Source organism: Spirosoma spitsbergense DSM 19989, from assembly GCF_000374085.1.
Lineage (GTDB): Bacteria > Bacteroidota > Bacteroidia > Cytophagales > Spirosomataceae > Spirosoma > Spirosoma spitsbergense.
Map to the genome: position 1 here is coordinate 12,085 of NZ_KB893581.1, position 17,683 is coordinate 29,767.

Annotated in this window: 15 protein-coding genes; 4 read left to right on the top strand and 11 right to left on the bottom strand. The window is 50.0% G+C overall.

Annotation, left to right across the window (positions count from 1 at the left end; genetic code table 11):
* Positions 1 to 23: 23 nt before the first annotated feature.
* Complete coding sequence (locus B157_RS0126245) at positions 24 to 815, top strand: DUF3108 domain-containing protein (protein ID WP_020606291.1); 792 nt, start codon at positions 24 to 26, stop codon at positions 813 to 815.
* Here B157_RS0126245 and B157_RS0126250 read toward each other — a convergent pair.
* Together B157_RS0126250 and dnaA are read right to left on the bottom strand one after the other, a co-directional pair.
* Complete coding sequence (locus B157_RS0126250) at positions 809 to 1,810, bottom strand: GNAT family N-acetyltransferase (protein ID WP_245565273.1); 1,002 nt, start codon at positions 1,808 to 1,810, stop codon at positions 809 to 811. The two genes, B157_RS0126245 and B157_RS0126250, sit on opposite strands and share 7 nt — an antisense overlap.
* A 19-nt stretch (positions 1,811 to 1,829) precedes the next feature.
* Entirely contained in the window at positions 1,830 to 3,239 is a 1,410-nt protein-coding gene (gene dnaA / locus B157_RS0126255; RefSeq protein WP_020606293.1) for a chromosomal replication initiator protein DnaA, read from the bottom strand.
* 305 nt (positions 3,240 to 3,544) lie between these two features.
* Between dnaA and B157_RS0126260 the strand changes: the two genes are divergently transcribed.
* Positions 3,545 to 4,873, top strand: a complete 1,329-nt coding sequence (locus tag B157_RS0126260; protein ID WP_020606294.1) for a methylmalonyl-CoA mutase family protein — start codon at positions 3,545 to 3,547, stop codon at positions 4,871 to 4,873.
* 72 nt (positions 4,874 to 4,945) lie between these two features.
* On the top strand, positions 4,946 to 7,090 hold the full coding sequence (scpA, locus tag B157_RS0126265; RefSeq protein WP_020606295.1) for a methylmalonyl-CoA mutase: 2,145 nt from the start codon (positions 4,946 to 4,948) through the stop codon (positions 7,088 to 7,090).
* Between the two features lie 2 nt (positions 7,091 to 7,092).
* Here the strand turns inward: scpA and B157_RS0126270 are convergent, their stop codons facing one another.
* Together B157_RS0126270 and B157_RS0126275 are read right to left on the bottom strand one after the other, a co-directional pair.
* Positions 7,093 to 8,862 (bottom strand): vWA domain-containing protein, encoded by a 1,770-nt coding sequence (locus tag B157_RS0126270; protein ID WP_020606296.1) that lies wholly within the window; start codon positions 8,860 to 8,862, stop codon positions 7,093 to 7,095.
* Between the two features lie 198 nt (positions 8,863 to 9,060).
* On the bottom strand, positions 9,061 to 11,238 hold the full coding sequence (locus B157_RS0126275; protein WP_020606297.1) for a hypothetical protein: 2,178 nt from the start codon (positions 11,236 to 11,238) through the stop codon (positions 9,061 to 9,063).
* A gap of 130 nt (positions 11,239 to 11,368) precedes the next feature.
* Between B157_RS0126275 and B157_RS0126280 the strand changes: the two genes are divergently transcribed.
* Entirely contained in the window at positions 11,369 to 12,229 is an 861-nt protein-coding gene (locus tag B157_RS0126280) for a DNA/RNA non-specific endonuclease (protein ID WP_020606298.1), read from the top strand.
* Between the two features lie 9 nt (positions 12,230 to 12,238).
* Here the strand turns inward: B157_RS0126280 and B157_RS0126285 are convergent, their stop codons facing one another.
* The 7 genes from B157_RS0126285 to gcvH form a co-directional block, all read right to left on the bottom strand.
* Positions 12,239 to 13,324 carry a fatty acid desaturase family protein gene (locus tag B157_RS0126285; protein ID WP_020606299.1) on the bottom strand — a complete coding sequence of 362 codons (1,086 nt, stop codon included), beginning with the start codon at positions 13,322 to 13,324 and terminating at the stop codon, positions 12,239 to 12,241.
* A gap of 269 nt (positions 13,325 to 13,593) precedes the next feature.
* Positions 13,594 to 13,953, bottom strand: a complete 360-nt coding sequence (locus tag B157_RS0126290) for a VanZ family protein (protein WP_020606300.1) — start codon at positions 13,951 to 13,953, stop codon at positions 13,594 to 13,596.
* The gene (gldF, locus tag B157_RS0126295; RefSeq protein WP_020606301.1) at positions 13,950 to 14,675 is read right to left on the bottom strand and encodes a gliding motility-associated ABC transporter permease subunit GldF; all 726 of its coding nucleotides are present in this window, start codon (positions 14,673 to 14,675) and stop codon (positions 13,950 to 13,952) included. Before gldF ends, B157_RS0126290 begins: the two co-directional genes overlap by 4 nt.
* A gap of 112 nt (positions 14,676 to 14,787) precedes the next feature.
* The gene (locus B157_RS0126300) at positions 14,788 to 15,309 is read right to left on the bottom strand and encodes a DUF4199 domain-containing protein (protein WP_020606302.1); all 522 of its coding nucleotides are present in this window, start codon (positions 15,307 to 15,309) and stop codon (positions 14,788 to 14,790) included.
* A 27-nt stretch (positions 15,310 to 15,336) separates the two neighbouring features.
* Positions 15,337 to 15,888 carry a DUF4199 domain-containing protein gene (locus B157_RS0126305; RefSeq protein WP_020606303.1) on the bottom strand — a complete coding sequence of 184 codons (552 nt, stop codon included), beginning with the start codon at positions 15,886 to 15,888 and terminating at the stop codon, positions 15,337 to 15,339.
* Positions 15,885 to 17,204 (bottom strand): dihydroorotase, encoded by a 1,320-nt coding sequence (locus tag B157_RS0126310; RefSeq protein WP_020606304.1) that lies wholly within the window; start codon positions 17,202 to 17,204, stop codon positions 15,885 to 15,887. Before B157_RS0126310 ends, B157_RS0126305 begins: the two co-directional genes overlap by 4 nt.
* A 95-nt stretch (positions 17,205 to 17,299) precedes the next feature.
* Positions 17,300 to 17,683: a glycine cleavage system protein GcvH gene (gene gcvH, locus B157_RS0126315; RefSeq protein WP_020606305.1), complete on the bottom strand. Its 384-nt coding sequence runs from the start codon at positions 17,681 to 17,683 to the stop codon at positions 17,300 to 17,302.

The window sequence follows — 17,683 nt, forward strand, 5'->3', positions numbered from 1 at the left end:
CCGACAGACGGGCGGTTGTTCTTATGAAAAAGGTTATAACAGGCATCAGTATTGTTTTTTTTCTATGTACGGGCTTTGTTGCTCTGAACAGTTACCGGCGTGTGGTCAATAATAGTTTTGGGCCGGGAGAACACCTTGAATTCCGGGTTCACTACGGTTTTATCAATGCTGCCGAAGCCATTGTGGAGGTTAGCCCTTCGCTGTATAAAGTGAATGAACGCCCCTGCTACCGGGTCAATGTAGATGCCCGAACGCTGGGTGCTTTTGATCTCGTTACCCGGATTCGGGACACCTGGCGGTCCTACATCGATACATCGGCTATTTTACCGCAGAAATTTTACACCAGCCTTCAGGAAAACAAGTACCGGAAAGAAGAGAACGTTACGTTCAACCACGCAACGAATACTGTAAAGGCTGAAGAACGTACGGAGAAAGACGTTTTTAAAGTACCTGATAACGTCCATGACCTGATTAGTGGCTACTATTTTCTGAGAACCATTGATTTTAGCCACGTAAGTAATGGGCAGGTCATTGAAGTACCCGCTTTTTACGACGATACCATTTATAACATGAAAGTTCGGTATCGGGGTAAAGACGTTATCAAGACTAAATTTGGTAAGATTAACGTCATTAAGCTGAACCCGGTTTTGCCACCGGGCAATGCACTCTTTAAAGAGGAAGAATCCATCCGTATTTTCGTTTCCGACGATGTCAATAAAGTCCCCGTTAAAGTAGAAGTTGATTTCTGGGTTGGGGCTATGGTGATGGATTTGAGACAGAATGGTGGATTAAAGCAGCCGCTGAAGTTTTACTGATTGTAGCCAGTCAGCCAGTTTCTGACCTTGACGAGTGTTTTTTCTACCAGGCTGAGCCGGTTCCAGCGCATGGTCCAGAGAGGGGTTTCAACAGCGCCAAAACTCTGGTAGAAACCACGGATAGATTGTTTTGCCGGGCTTTCGAAATCAAGAACGAGTTGCTGTCCGGCCTTTTCCTGTAATAACCGGTCGATAAGTAATGTTCGGGCATTCCCGCGCCGGCCCGATTCCGATGCCGCGTTGAACAGGTAGATGATTCGGTTTCCCTGTTGCACAAATAAGGCCCCGGCTTCAATTTGGCCGTTATGAAGCGCATACCGTAGCGTTATCAGCCCCCGCTCTGCCAGTTCGCCCGTTAGATTCCTGAAAATAGCATACGCCCAGTCGGCCACTCCCCCATCAATCGTTTGGGCATGGTTGTTCCTGAATAAAGCCACTAATGGTTCTATATCGGCAGATTCTACTATTGTCCAGTTCGCCCTGGTGGCCCGGCGCAGATTGGCCTTGCGGTCACCGGTATAGCCTTGATAGATGGTTGGGTAACCAATAGAAAGGTTGAGCGTGTGAGTCGAACTGGAATAAACTACATCGAAAGGGAGGCATTCATCAGGTTTCTGCCATACGCAAAGCTGGGAGCCGTACCGAAATTGTTCCAGTACCTGCTGAAAAAAAGGACCTGAGTCGATCAGGTTGTCGCGGCTGAAAACGCCCAGAAACTGGCAGAAGAACGGCTGGTGTACAACCCATGCGTAGGGTATCCCCACCACCGTTTTCCGGCGTAACGGAACGGGCATTACTGCCCTATACCGCCCGGTTTCATCCAGCAACACAATACCCACCCACTTCCACATGGGTGCGGGCAATACCGCATCCAGATACCAGGAATAGGCGTATAGCACTGGCTCGACAGAAGCCGCTATGCAAGCATCCCACAACCTGAGGTCCAGTTGAGCACGGGGAATAAATTGGAGGGCCGGAAGATGGGGAACAGGCACCGGACTTTGGGTATAAAGCCTACTTGAACAATGCTTTCAGTTTATCGACAGCCGCGCGGGTTTCGGCACTTTTAGCCACTAAATCACTGACAGTCTGCACCGCATGAATAACGGTGCTGTGGTCGCGTCCGCCAAAATGATAGCCAATTGATTTGAGGGATAAATCCGTTTTTTCCTTGGCCAGGTACATAGCAATCTGCCGGGGATGCACCAGTTCCCGTTTGCGGCTTTTCGCTTTCAGGTCGGCAATCGTTACATTGAAGAAATCGGCTACGGCTTCCTGCACCGTATCGATAGTAACTTCCCGTTCCGAATCGACCACAATATTCCGTAGTGTGTGCTTGGCTAATTCGAGGTCAATATCCCGCCGGTTCAGTGATGCCTGCGCCATCAATGATACAATGACCCCCTCCAGTTCCCGAACGTTGGTATTCACACTGTGGGCGAGGTATTCAATAACGTTGTTCTCGATGTAAATACCTTCAGCCTGTAATTTTTTCTGGATGATGGCAATCCGCGTTTCGAGGTCAGGTGTTTGCAAATCAGCCGAGAGCCCCCATTTAAAGCGCGACAGGAGCCGGTCTTCCAGCCCGTCCAGCGCGCGGGGAGCGCGGTCGGACGTCATGATAATCTGCTTCCCGGACTGGTGAAGGTGGTTGAAAATGTGGAAGAAGATTTCCTGCGTTTTTTCCTTCTTCTGCAAAAACTGTACATCGTCAATCACCAGCACATCTACCTGCATATAAAACGATGTGAAGTCGCGGATACCGTCTGACCGAACGGCGTTGAGAAACTGGTTTGTAAACTTTTCAGACGTAACGTAGAGGACGAATTTATTCTGATTATTATTTTTGATGTAGTTGCCAATGGCCTGCACCAGGTGCGTTTTACCCAGACCAACGCCCCCATACACCATAAGCGGGTTGAACGAGGTAATACCCGGCCGCTCCGCTACGGCGTACCCCGCCGACCGGGCCAGCCGGTTACAGTCGCCCTCCACGTAATTGTCGAACGTATAACTCGGGTTCAGGTATGAATCGAGCGTGAGCGAATCGAGGTCTTTGAAAATAAACGGGCTTTTAACCAAATCGGGGCTAACATTGTCCGGTTTGGATGTTTGCGTGGATTTGGTAGTCGGGATGTTTACCGTGAGCGGACGATTTTTTTCGTTGCCTTTATCAACAATAATCGAGTACTCTAACTGCCCATTGGGACCAATAGCCGTATCGAGAGCTTTACGGAGGGCATGAACAAAGTTTTCTTCCAGCCACTCGTAGAAAAACTCACTTGGTACCTGAATCGTCAGTACATGGCCGTTGAGTTTGAGGGGCACAATCGGCTCAAACCAAGTATTAAAACTCTGTTCGGGTACAATCTCCCGGATAACGTTCAGACAGCGATTCCACACCGTCGTTATTTCACGCTGCATGCCGATCTGAGAGGTTATATTCACGGGAAGACATTTTTGTCACGGTTGGGGTCGCAAAAAAGGGAGACAAATATGAGGATAATATTTGACCCGTCCACACCGGGATTATCACGTTTTTTGTAAAAACCCGTATGTTGCTTTCCAATGTTAAGCTAAAATTACGCCATTCCATCGGAACGTCAAGGCTCAAATTAAATCCCTTTGAATAATGCAATCGGGACGGCAGCTGCGTTGTAATGAGCGTACTTTTCCCCCGAAAAGAGAAAAAGAGTACATTTACCACCCTATCATCTCAACCGTATCCGATGGAACCACTTTTCTCATCTACCTTCCCCCCTTCCACTAAGCTGGACTGGATAACCCAGGTTCAGAAAGAAGCAAAGAACGCAGATGCCCATGAACGAATGCGCTGGCAAACGGATAAAGCCTTTACGCTGGAACCTTATTATACGGTTGATGACCTGAACCAACTGCCCCTTGCCAGCATACAGGATGCCCAAAAACAGGTTCCAGGATGGCTCAACGCACCGGAGTATCTGATCTCCAGCGAAAAAGCCGATAACGTAGCCCTTCGGGATGCACTCACCCGCGGAGCCGATGCACTGGTACTTACGCTGGCGACTAAGCCTGACTTATCCCTCTTGTTGAATGGAATCAAACTGAGCGAAACGCCCGTTTTTTTTCGTTTCAACACCAGACAGCAATCTATCAATATCGTTGACTTCGTGCAGGCACTAAAGACTATTGCGCCCTATCAGCTCAAAGGTGGCTTACTAACGGATGCCAACGACTACACTGCCGACGTTACCCGTCAAACGGCAGACTCTCCCCTATTCAGGACTATTTGTATCAGCAGTCACGCGTTCCACAATGCCGGTGCTACGGCTACGCAGGAACTGGCTTTTACGCTGGCCATGCTGGCGGATGCTTACGACAGTCTCACGGATGATGGCTTATTGATAGACCAACTCGTTGCCAAAACGATGCTGTCTGTTTCCATCGGGACGAGCTACTTTATGGAAATTGCTAAACTCCGCGCCCTGCGCGTATTATCCCGGCGGTTTGTTAGCGCCTTTCACTCTTCCCCTGTTTCCCCTTTATTCCAGATCCACGCCCAAACCTCAACCTTTTACGATGCGGTTGCCTCTCCGTACACCAATCTGTTGCGGTCAACAACCGAAGCTATGACGTCTGTGATGGGTGGCTGTGATGCGCTGACTATCCACCCATACAACGCCGTTTCGGGCCGGATGCCGGACCGGGCTTTCGGTGAGCGTATTGCCAGAAATATATCTGTGCTGCTGCGGGAAGAAAGTCATTTAGACAAAGTTGCCGACCCTTCGGCCGGGTCTTATTACGTTGAAACCCTGACGCATGAACTAGTAGAATCTACCTGGGCATTGTTTCTGGCTGTCGAAAAACAGGGAGGTTACAAAGCCGCACTGAACGACGGATTCATTCAGCGCGAAATTGATCGGTCCTATCAGGCCAAAGTAGAAGCGGTAAAAAAAGGGAAGGTGCTGGTTGGCGTCACGAAGTACCGGTCGGATGATGGAATCAACAAACCGGAGGAAACTACACAGAACGATGCTGGCATACTTCCCAATCGCCGATTGGCCGAAGAATTTGACTAGATGATTGTGCATCCGATTTAAAGACGAAATTCCGCGAACCACTCAACTACTTCATCAACGACTTCCCTAACCATGCGCCCTGACTTCACCAACATACAGAATCAACAAACATCCGACCAGGGGTTACCTGCGGCCGGCAAGTCGTTTACTACGTCGGAAGGTATTAAACTCAAACCTCGTTTTACAATCGCCGAGGTGGCAGGGGCCGAACACCTGGATTATGCGGCCGGCATTCCGCCTTACCTGCGCGGGCCGTATGCCAGTATGTACACGCAACGGCCCTGGACCATCCGGCAATACGCGGGTTTCTCAACGGCGGAGGAATCCAACGCGTTTTACCGGCGTAACCTGGCCGCCGGCCAGAAAGGGCTGTCTGTCGCGTTTGATTTGGCTACGCACCGAGGGTACGATTCCGACCATCCCCGCGTAGTGGGCGATGTGGGCAAGGCAGGCGTCGCCATCGACACGGTAGAGGATATGAAGATTCTATTCGACCAGATTCCGCTGGACGAAATGTCTGTGAGCATGACCATGAACGGGGCCGTCCTGCCCATTATGGCCTTTTATATTGTAGCCGCCGAAGAACAGGGCGTATCCCCCGAAAAGCTGTCGGGCACGATTCAGAACGATATTTTGAAGGAGTTCATGGTGCGGAACACCTATATCTACCCGCCGGAGCCGAGTATGCGGATTGTAGGGGATATTTTCGCCTACACCAGCCAGCACATGCCGAAGTTCAACTCTATCAGCATCAGCGGCTATCACATGCACGAAGCGGGCGCACCGGCCCATCTGGAGTTGGCTTATACGCTGGCCGATGGGCTTGAGTACATCCGAACGGGTATGCGGGCGGGCATGGGTATTGATGATTTTGCCCCGCGCTTATCGTTTTTCTGGGGTATCGGCATGAATCACTTCATGGAAATTGCCAAACTGCGGGCCGGGCGGTTACTATGGGCGAAAATCGTGCAGCAGTTTGCCCCGAAAAATACTAAGTCGCTGATGCTGCGGACCCATTGTCAAACCTCCGGCTACAGCCTCACGGAACAGGACCCATTCAACAACGTAGCCCGTACGACAATAGAAGCCTTAGCCGCCGTACTGGGCGGAACGCAGAGCCTGCACACCAACTCACTGGACGAAGCTATTGCCCTCCCCACCGATTTTTCGGCCCGGATTGCCCGGAATACGCAACTGTATCTGCAACACGAAACGGACATAACCCTCGCCGTCGACCCCTGGGGAGGCTCCTACTACGTCGAGTTTTTAACGGAAGAACTGGCTGAAAAAGCCTGGCTACTCATTGAGGAAGTAGAGCAGTTGGGCGGCATGACCAAAGCCATTGAAACAGGATTGCCCAAACTACGTATCGAAGAAGCAGCAGCACGCAAACAGGCCCGAATCGACGCAGGGAAAGATGTCATTGTCGGCGTGAACCGGTACAAGCCTGATGCTGAGACAGACATAGAACTACTCGATATCGATAATCAGGCCGTTCGGGAAAGTCAGCTCGCCCGCTTGAAACAGGTACGGGAAAAACGCGACGAGAAAAAAGTAAAACAGGCATTGAAAGCCATTACGGAAGCGGCCATCAACCCCACCGAAACATCGGACCGCCCTGCTACTAACCTCCTTGCCCTGGCCATAGAAGCGGCCCGCCACCGCGCCACACTGGGCGAAATTTCTGACGCTATGGAGAACGCATTCGGTCGGCACAAAGCCACCATTCGGGCCGTATCCGGTATCTATTCGGCCGAAGTATCGGACGATGAAAACTTCCGCCTGGCCCGCGAAATGAGCGATCGCTTTGCCGAACTCGATGGACGAAGGCCGCGTATTCTAGTTGCCAAGATGGGCCAGGATGGCCACGACCGGGGTGCCAAAGTGATTGCCACAAGCTTTGCAGATTTAGGCTTCGATGTCGATATGGGACCACTGTTTCAAACCCCGGCCGAAGTAGCCCGGCAAGCAGCCGAAAACGATGTACATATCGTAGGCGTATCGAGTCTGGCAGCTGGCCACAAAACCCTGGTACCGCAACTGATTGAGGAGCTAACCAACATAGGGCGTAGCGATATTCTGGTTATTGCCGGGGGCGTCATTCCCGCGCAGGACTATCAGTTCCTGTACGATGCCGGGGTGAAAGGCATTTTTGGTCCCGGAACCGTGATCTCGATAGCCGCGCAGAAAATTTTACAGACATTACTGGCTGCCTAGTTCTACTTGACGCAGTCCTGGCATAGCAACAGGCTAACATTTTTGACCTTTGGCGGGAGTGACATAGTGGCCCGACCCAGATAAATCTCGTCACCCGTCAGGTTAATTTCCGTCGTAAACTGGTAGTTATTGTCGATGTACCGAACCATCAACGACGTCTTTTTATCGGCGGCCACATAGGGAGCCGTTGCCGCAATCAGAATCTGGTTGCCGTTTACCATGGCCCGGGCAAAAGGCAGGTTTTTCCGTTTCAGATCACCAGCGTTGTATTTATGCCAGGTAAGCCCTTTATCGAATGAGCATTCAGTTTCCTGATTCAGGTACCGCTCCCGACCGTTGAACATATCTTTATGGTGGTTGAACAAGCGCCAGGTCCCATGGATATAGTGTTCATAGCAGGCATAATTCCGGTCACTGCCCAGTCCTTTGTTTGGATCACCGGGAGGAAGTGAATTGCGATTAGGCGTCAAATTAACCTCATCATCCCAGAATAATACGCCGTCCGCTCCTGTGAGCCAGTAGAAAATAGCATGTCCTTCGGCCATAACCGGCGGAACGGGATAATCGGCATTTGGACTGTTAGGGTAATCCGGGCTTTGGGTATTGAACATCCACTGCCACGCAATACGTTTCTTGGGCGAGAGTGCGCTGTTTATCTCCTGCTCGCCCAGTACGCTGGCCAGCCAGTGCGTATCCATCTCCCCATTGTGCGGATAACTATAATCGAATGCCATCGAGGTGTAATAAACGCCGGGCATCTGAAAATCGACATAATCGGAAAAGGATTTTCCCACAATAGCGTCGGGCATACCCCGCTGCCTGGATGATAGTACTCCCAAATCGGGTACAGCATCTGTATGCTGGGCCGGCATACTCCAACCCCAGTCAACGCCTGCGTCATAATCAGCATAGCGGGTAAAACCGAAGTTGTTGTGCGGAACGGGTCCAATTGATCCAATTTGAGTTGCGGGACTACAAGCCTTGCGTAAGGTGTACATCATGTAGGCATACAGGTTCACGTTCTGCTGTCTGTTCTCGAAATAGGTATAGTCGTTTTCTATATCCATGAATATGTGGCCAAACGTATTCAGCGGTGCGCCTTGACAATCCCCAAAAGCGGCACATTCGTAAGCCATATGATCCATGGCTGCCCCCACGCTGTTCAGAATGTATGGGTCGCCGGGCGGGCGCCTGAAATACGTATAGGGTGCGTACGAATCCCGCCGTGCCCACAGTAAGTTGAAGGGATTGTCGGGTGGGTAATAAAGGTAGTTCTGATAAACAATCAACGCCCGCTGACTCTGCTTGAGCGGACTCGTCCAGCCCGGTGGTTTGGCACTTTCGGGTCCCGATATTTTCTCATCAATCGTCATCCGGCTAGCTTCTATAGCAGTGAAACCACGCCGGAATAACTTCTCCCGGTCCTGATTAGCATGCAGGTTTCGGCCCGCTCCGCAAAAAGTCATCGTTTTGCTGGCAGGCAAAGAAAAATCACCCACTACATCTGCATTCCAGTATCCCTTCTGTTCTGGAGGAGTGGGGGTGAAGTTGGCTCGGGGGGTGGGGGTCAGCGAACTTAGGTATGGAGTCTGGCTTTTTGCCTGGAAAGTTATCGTTTGTAGCAGGGTAACCAGACTAACGACAGCAACGTAAAACGGATTACCTATCGACGAAAATGAGCGATGGACCGGTTTACTCAATTTATTAATACCCGTTTGTTTACTAGTAGATAGTTTATCTGGAAAATTCGGTAGTGAGTAGTCAAATACCATACTATATGTAAATAAAGAGCAGATAATAAGTAATAAAAACAGAACAATGGAAACATGTCAATAAGTATGCCATTCTGTTTTAAGCTTACTTAATACAGGCGGCATGTTAATCTTGTTGATATATGGTAACTTGTACAAATAAAAAACCCGCCCCAGTTGGGGGCGGGTTTTTCTTATAAGACCAGCCTGGTATCGTATCTAATATTTATTGACAATCGAATCGGGCAATATTTTCACATCAATACCATACGCCTTGAGCAAACTGGCGCGGTTATTCTGGCCATCCACATAGGCCGGGTTCACCACCATAGACCGGTTGTAATAGTACGAAGCCAGTTCCAGTTTTTGCCGGTTATTCTCTGCCTGTCCTTCTCCCTGATAAATAACGCCAAGGTTATTATAAGCTGGCGCATACGCATTGGCGGCCCGGATTGTTTGCTTATAGTAGTACTTGGCCGAATCGACGTTAGGGGTAATTTTCTGAAATACGTAAGCCATAGAGAAGTAGGCCTCTCCAAAGTTTGGATAAATCCGGGTCGATTCCTGTAAATGATCGAGTGCCCAGCGGCCGTGCTTGTTGGCATGGGCAATATTGGTATCAATCACTACCTGCGCCTTCTTTACCTGCTCCAGCGATGGTTTTGGCTTGATCGCGTTTGTAGCGTTGGCTATTGAATCCGCTTTGGCGCGGTCTTTCAACCCTTTCTCGATCCACTCATTCGCTACGTGCCGTTGTACCTGGCAGCTATTGGGTGCGTAGGGCAGGGCCGAGTTAAAAAGGACAAAGTTGTTCTCCCAATCCTGGTTACGTTCTACGGTTTTGAACGAGTAAAAACCAGCGACCACCACCATCAGGCCCAGCAAAGGAGCATACCGGACTAACAACGGTTTTGTCGAACTTTCCGGCTCACGAACGAGCAATTTCTGCAATGCCCATACCAGCACAAAGCTAAAACCCATCACGGCAGCGTACGTAAAACGTTCGGCAAAAATACCGCCCCGAATCCAGATGAAGCCAAGACCCGGTGCCATCGTTACGAAGAACCAGAAGATACCGAAGCCCCAGAGTGTGCGCTTGACAAATCCTTTCCAGGCCAGCCAGATTAGTCCAATGAACGTAAAAAAGCCCGCCCAGGTCAATACATCTCCCTTGCCCCCCGACGGAATAACATTGTATGAATAATCATAAACAAGGGGGTGGGGTAAAATAAGTAGCCGCAGGTAGTACTCCAGAAATTTAAACATCGTCGACTTCTGGGTTTTTTCAATGGCATAGGGGTAGTTAGCCCAGTCAACTGGTGGCGTACCGCTCAGCGTACCAATCATTTTTTGTTTCTGGTAGAAAAACAGGGCCGTAACAATCAGGAAAGGCCATAAACTAATCAGTGATTGCCAGACATTCCGACGGGCAAACCAGTACTGCATAGCCGGAATCAACGCCAGACTAACGATGGAGGATTCCTTGGACAGGAAAGCAAAGTAGAGCGATGCACAGGCGAGGCCAAGCCAGCTACCCGACAGCGCCCCCATGATGAGTACGCCTATTACGCCACCAACCGTACTCCCCATCAGACTGCTACCGATTACCCATCCCCCCACCAGGGAAAATAGGCCCAGCATCCCACCGAGTGGCCAGTCGGAAGGCGGACCTTTAAACCAGTAGGTGGCGTCCGATTCCAGATGCTTCCAGTACGAAAGGAGCATCAGCGCAATAAACAGGAAACTCAGTATTTCGTCGCGCCCTTTAATGTTGGCAACAATTTCGGTATGAAGGGGATGTGCAATAAAGACCAGCCCGATCAGGAAGGCCAGAATGGCATTACCGGTGAGCCATTTTTGAAGTAGTACCCCAATGACCAGCCCCGTCAGCCCATACAAACCAGCGTTTATCATGTGGCTGATATTCGGATTGTCCTTAAAGTACTCCTGCTCCATGGCAAACGTAATAAGCGACAGGGGCCGGTAGTATCCCAGCGATATATTACTAAAGTGCCAGAACTCTGTCCGGAGCAGGTCGGGAATGCCCGCAATGCCTTTTTTTACGAACAGATTCTGCCCAACAGCGGCAATATCATCCAGCGCATATTGATGACCGAATGTGTTGATATATAGCGCGAAGCCCAGTAAGGCCAGCACCGCCGGTGGCCACCACTCAACCGGCCGTTTGTCGATGGGTAAGTCGGATTGGGCGGCAGGAAGCGTTGTTTTTTCGGCCGCCGGGCGAGTGACCGGGCGCTGCGCCGTGTCGGCTGTCCGACTGGCACCAGAACGGGCCTGGCTGCCACCAGACGTACTAGGAGCAGGCTTGGATGTTACTACCTTCGCCGGTGTCGTGCGCGGGTTCTCGTAGCCCTGAGATTGCTTTTTTTTAGCCATAACAGCAGGTTCTCAACTGGATTTAGATGTGCTGACTCTCGATTCCACAAGTACATGGACAATGCAGAGAATCACTACATTTATGGTTTGATTGTAAAGTTCAACAAGAATGTCAGTAAAATCAATTAAGATGCGTTTTCAACTGAAAACAATTGTTCTAGCAACCGGACTCGGACTGCTTATCAATAGTTGCGTTACCGTTCGTCCAGCGGCAACAACAGTTCGTTATCCTGATTTGAATCGGGTCGACAACCTGGCCTTGGGCAACCCAAGCGGAGCCTCAACGAGCGACCCAAATAATTACCTCATCAGTCGATCTCAGTATGTACTTTCCTACAATCGAAGCCGGGGTATTGCCAACTGGGTTAGCTGGCGGCTCAGTCCGTCCTGGAAAGGCGATGCCAAACGAAGTGATAATTTCCGACCCGATCCCGAAATCCCTTCCGGCTGGTATGCGGCCCGTACTTCCGACTACACCAACACAGGCTTTGACCGGGGGCACCTTTGCCCCTCCGACGACCGGGATGCAACGCCGGAAGATAATGCTGCTACGTTTCTTCTAACCAACATCGTGCCACAAGCTCCGCGCCATAACCGGGAAGTCTGGAAATCTGTGGAAGAGTACGAACGGCAACTGATGACCAACGGCAATGATGTCTATATTATTGCGGGGGCAAGTGGCTCAGGGGGTACCGGGCAAAACGGCTACGCTACTTCACTGGCCAACGGTAAATTAACCGTTCCAGCTACGCTCTGGAAAATAATGATTCTCGTGCCAGCCGGTAGTGACAATACCTTTCAGATCAATGAGAACACGCGGGTTATTGCCATCAATATACCCAACGACCAGTTAGCCGCGGATAAACCCTGGCGGGCGTATCTAACCAGTGTCGATGCATTAGAAAATCTAACCGGCTATGACTTTATGTCTAATTTATCCGTAGACGTACAACGCATTATTGAGATGCGTATTGACGGAGGGAATAGCTGATCCGTAGCGTTACGCAGCCATAGCACGGCGTTCCGGCATCGGCACTACTTCGCTGGGTGCAGTAATACGTCTTGTCCGATATCGCAGAAGTTCTATTGCATCGGCATCGTTGGCGAATGCGCCGTTTACATTGACCATGTGTCGGGCCAGTACATCGTATTTTCCGCGCATCAGCAGGAAGAAAATTTGCAGAAAGTCCAGACCGTCGAAGATAACCGCCCGATTCTGAGCGTATTTATCGATAGTTTTAAGAAAAAAAGTGGGATGTTCGGTCCAGTGCATCGCTGGCCGCACGTGGTGACTGATGTGATAGCCATCATTCCAGCACTTTTTGTTGTACTTTACATTAATACAGGTAATGCTGTTTTTGTAGGCATTGCCCGGATCATTGGCATCCACAAAGGCGTGCTGCGTCCAGTTGCCCAGCATGGCAATAAGGCGGTAGATAACGAGTGGTAACAGAAAAACCATTACCGTGGCAGGCCAGCTTATAAACCATAACCCGACGCAAACAACCCCGAATACGATTTCTCCGGCCAGCGCACGAGTCGCCAGTTTAGGGCGATTTTTCAGCCGCAGATAATCCAGCAGATTCCGAACACCCAAGACGAAAAAGCGTCCGAAATACGCCAGGAAACTCCGAAAGCTATCACGCTGGAACGCCATAGTACTGCTATCGTCATCTTCGAGATTGTTTTCGGGGTGGTGCATCCCAATATGGTGGCTGTAGTAGGTTTCGGGCGTGTGGCCAAAAAATGGGGCTACTATCCAGGGTATGTACTTATTCATCCAATCATATTCCGACTTAAAAAACTGCCGGTGACTGGTACAATGAAGCATGAGCCCAAAAGGGCCTTTGAATCGGAAGTTCGTAATAAAGAGATGGACAGCCGCCACCGCCCACCAAATCCAGCCCGCAACGAAGGGCATAAACAGTAGGACGCTGAGTGGTATAACGGTCAGACTGATTTGGATGGTAAGGTAAATAAAGGGCAGATCACGCTCGTCTTTGATATACTGGAGAAAAAACTTGTCAAGGCGGCTATAATCGCGCCCCGTAAACGTGGGATCCTGGATTGTGCTCAGTACCTTCATGTAGGTGTACGGTGGTTGAGAAAAAAAGAAAAAGGCTCAAACAGTTTCGATTTTACTATTGACAATCGAAACTGTCTGAACCTTCGTGTAATACTAACGAAAAAAAATGAATTGGATTGACCAACTACCCTATATAGCTAAATATATTTTTCTAAAGGCGGTGACTGTTTAACTTTCCTTCTCTGTTTGCAACCTTTACTTCCACACGGGTAGCCAGTTGCAATTATGAGCACTAGATAAAGCCGATTGGGGCGGTTATTCGCACGAAACTAAGAGATGCTTTCCGGGAACAGCCGTTGCCAGAAAATGGCTAGCCCAACACCCAGTGCCGCTCCAACACAGTCGGCTACTACATCTTTCCAGTCGGCACTGCGGTTAATGGGTAACGCATACTGTAACACTTCAATCAGTAGCCCAAAAAGCAATCCGGCTACCAGCGCATAACCCGCCCGTAAACCCGTCAGCATCCACAGTAGGGTGAACGGAGCGAATATGAGAACATGCAGGGATTTGTCGTTCCAGGTATTTAATTCACTCGGTATCTGGTCGTGAGGAGTCAGGCAGCCAATCAGCATAATGATCGTCCAGGCAATAGCCAGCAAGCGCCATACGGTATGGGAAATTCTCATAAAGTTGCTTTCAACCGGTTGGTGGTTAAAATCAGAAACAAAACGGCTAAACTAAGTAAATAAATAACATTCCGACTGTCGATTACGCCCCGGCCCAATGCCCGGTATTGTTCATCCAATGCCAGCAACGACAGGTAATAGTCTATTCCGCCCAGCGCGGCTAGACCCGCCAGTGCGCTGAGTCCATTATACAATAGGAAACAGCAAAATACCCCCAGTACGAAGGCCACTACCTGATTGTCGTTAAACGAAGAGGCCCACAGGCCAACGGCCACAAATACACCCGCCAGCAGGAATAAGCCGATATAAGCGCCAAACACACCCGCCGAGTCGATGTTGCCAACGGGAGCGCCAAGCTGATACAACGTAACGTAATACAGGAGCGTTGGCAGTAGCGTAATGATAACCAGCAACCAGCTTGCCAAAAACTTCCCCCCTACTATGCCCCACCGACTAACGGGCTTGCTCAACAGCCACTCCAGCGTTCCCGAGCGAACTTCATCGGCAATAGAGCGCATCGTGATGGCTGGTACCAGAAACAGGAGTAAATAAGGAGTTAGGTTAAAGAAAGTCCCCATATCGGCGTACCCATTTTCGAGCAGGCTGGTATCCGGGAATATCCACAACATCAGCCCCATGGCCGTAAGAAACACCCCCATAATAATGTAGGCAATGGGAGACGAGAAGAACTGATTGATTTCTTTGCGAAAAATGGCCAGCATGGAGGCAGTTTATAGTAATCGGGGTGGTTTTTTTAGTTTTGGGTTTAGGCTTCCTAGTCCCCCTGTATGGTAAGAACCAAAAACCCTGGACCAAAAACTATAAACCAGGTGCCTATTCAAACGGATTGGTTTTGTTCCGGCGTATAAAAGCGGCAATAATCAGGGAGAGAACTACACCAATCAGAATAGTACCGAGCAGGCCAAACATAAACTGTAAGCCAGGCGACTGGAATTTCTGCATCCACTCAATTGCCTGGTCAATCTGTTCGTCAGACATCTTCCCCTGTTGCTCCATTTGATCACGAACCTGCCCGACGATACGTTCCTGAAAACCGGGATCGATAATCTGGGTATAGAAAACAGTGAACGCTGATGATAATAATCCGGCAATGGCGGATAGCAATGCTCCTAAACCCATTCCTTCACCATAGGTCATGTACCCACCGTTATTGGTGCGGTACTCACGCATGCCCACTATCAGACCTCCAATCAGGATGCCGTAAATGACCAGGCTCAATGCCCCGTTCGTTGTCTGGTCAAGTGTGTAGAGAATGATTGAATACACAACCAGGGCTATACCGGTTATGAGTCCCCATTTCAGAGCCGTACGAGCGGTAGTCGTCTGATTATCCATACTAGTAAGTGGTTTGAACACGTAATATTACCGCAAAACACTATAATCCTGTTTGCGGAAGATAAGCGAAATAACGAGCACGGGCAAAACTGCCAGCGCTGTTTTTTTGGTCAGCTCATCGGGAAGCAACACGCCGGGCTGCATAGTACTTACTTTATTCCACTGCTCGGCAAAGGTTTCTGGCCCAAATTGATCCGTAATCTGTGCTTTGCCCTCCAGCAGTAGTTTCTTCGAGTTAACAACATACTCAGCAAAAACGCCCGGATCAACCTGCGTCACAAACAGGTATACGAGCCAGCTCGTTACCAATGCCGCTATCGTATTCAGAACGTAACCAATGGTTAACCCCTCCCACAAATGCAGATGACCGTGTCCAATGTATTTTCGATAATACCATACCGCAGCAACCATAACAATAATGTGAATCCCAAAATCCAGTACCCGAATATTCCCCAGCGCCGGTACGCCAATGGCATAAAGTGCCAGAAAGTAAAGAAAGCACAAGACGCCCGTTGCCAATCCAGCCAGCAGGGGGATTTTTAACAACGGATGACTGAAATAATTAATGATACTTTTCATGTAGTCGGGTTAAATAAGCCGCGATGGATTATTCCCACTACGCGCCCTGTGAATGTTTGGCCCAAAAATGGTGAGTTTTTCGATTTCGAGACGGTTCGTTCGTACGTCCACTCGTCCGTCGGATCAAAAAGTGTTACGGTAGCAGCCTGTCCCTCGGCAATACGAATAGCCGGAAGGCGTAAAATTTGCCGGGGCCGGGCAGTGAATTTCCCGATAAGTTTCGATAAGGACAACATCCGGTTATGGGTAATGCTGGCTGCAAAGACCGTTTCCAGCCCTATCATGCCAAACTCAGCCTGATCGAATTCCAGATTTTTACTTTCCGCATCCTGGGGCGAATGATCCGATACGATGGCATCAATCGTATCGTCGGCAAGGCCCGCCCAGAGTGCAGCCAAATCATCAGGCGACCGGAACGGCGGATTGACTTTCAGATTCGTGTCAAAACCGGCCAGAGCCGAGTCATCAAAAATAAGCTGATGAACGGCCACGTCGCAACTCACCGGCAAACCGGCGGCTTTCGCCTGCCGAATAAGTTCAACCGAACGGGCGGTAGAAATGGTAGAGAAGTGGAGCAATGACCCTGGGGCATCAATAGTCCCCCCAGACTCAAGGCCCTCCGCCCCGGTTCTCTCCCCCAGCACATAATCCAGTAGCCGTATGTCTCGCTCGATGAATAGTTCTTCGGCCAGAGCCGGTATTCCTTTCAGGCCGAGTAACGTGCTTTGCCTTCCCTCGTGCATCTGCCCGAAACGGGTCAGTAACTGCTCTTCGGGCCGGTTCATAAGCAACCCGTTAATTGGCTGAAGGTACTGCAGGGTTTTAAGCAGTAAATCGGGATTCTGGAGCGGATGCGTTCCGTCGGAGAAAGCAACGGCCCCGGCATGATGCAGGTCGAGCATTTCCGTAAAATCCTCACCAACCGCTTTCCTGGTGACAGCGGCAATAATATGAACACTTACCGGTTGCCCTTCGGCCATACGCCGTACATAGCCAAGTATTCCTTTATCGTCTACAACGGGCAGCGTATTGGGTAATAGGGCAATATCCGTAAATCCACCGGCGGCAGCGGCCCGGCAAACACTGCTTATGTCTTCCTTATGCTCATACCCTGGGTCCTGCGCCAGTACGCGCATGTCGACCCAACCCGGTGATACATGCAGATTGGCTGATTCAATGACCCGGCTATCGGCAGGAGCAGACAGGTCCTGACCAATCTGCTGAATCACCCCGTTTTCGACGAGGATGTCCACTACCTGCCCATCAAACGATGAGGCAGCATCAATAATATGGGCTGAACGGATTAGAAATTGCATAAAAAAACTCCCTTCTTTTACTGGAAGGGTTGCAGATAGTGTAGTTATCTGAAAAAAGGCCCCTTTCGGAGCCTTTTACTAATCGAGTTACTGTATCAGGCACCTACCAGCTCGCGGTAGGCATCGGCCGACAGCAATCCATCCTGTTGCCCGCTACTGGCAGGTTTCAGGCGAACAATCCAGCCTTCACCATAGGGGTCACTGTTTAGCAGTTCCGGTTTTTTTTCAATAGCCGGATTCAGTTCAAGCACTTCACCTTCTATCGGCAGAAAGAGATCCGACACGGTTTTAACGGCCTCAACAGCGCCAAACACGTCGCCTTTACCCAGCGATTGCCCAACGGTGTTGACATCGATAAAAATAATATCACCCAGTTCATGCTGAGCAAATTCGGTGATGCCCACTACCGCAGTACCATCTTCTTCTACCCGAATCCACTCGTGGTCTTCTGTATAGCTTAGTTCTGTTGGGAAATTCAT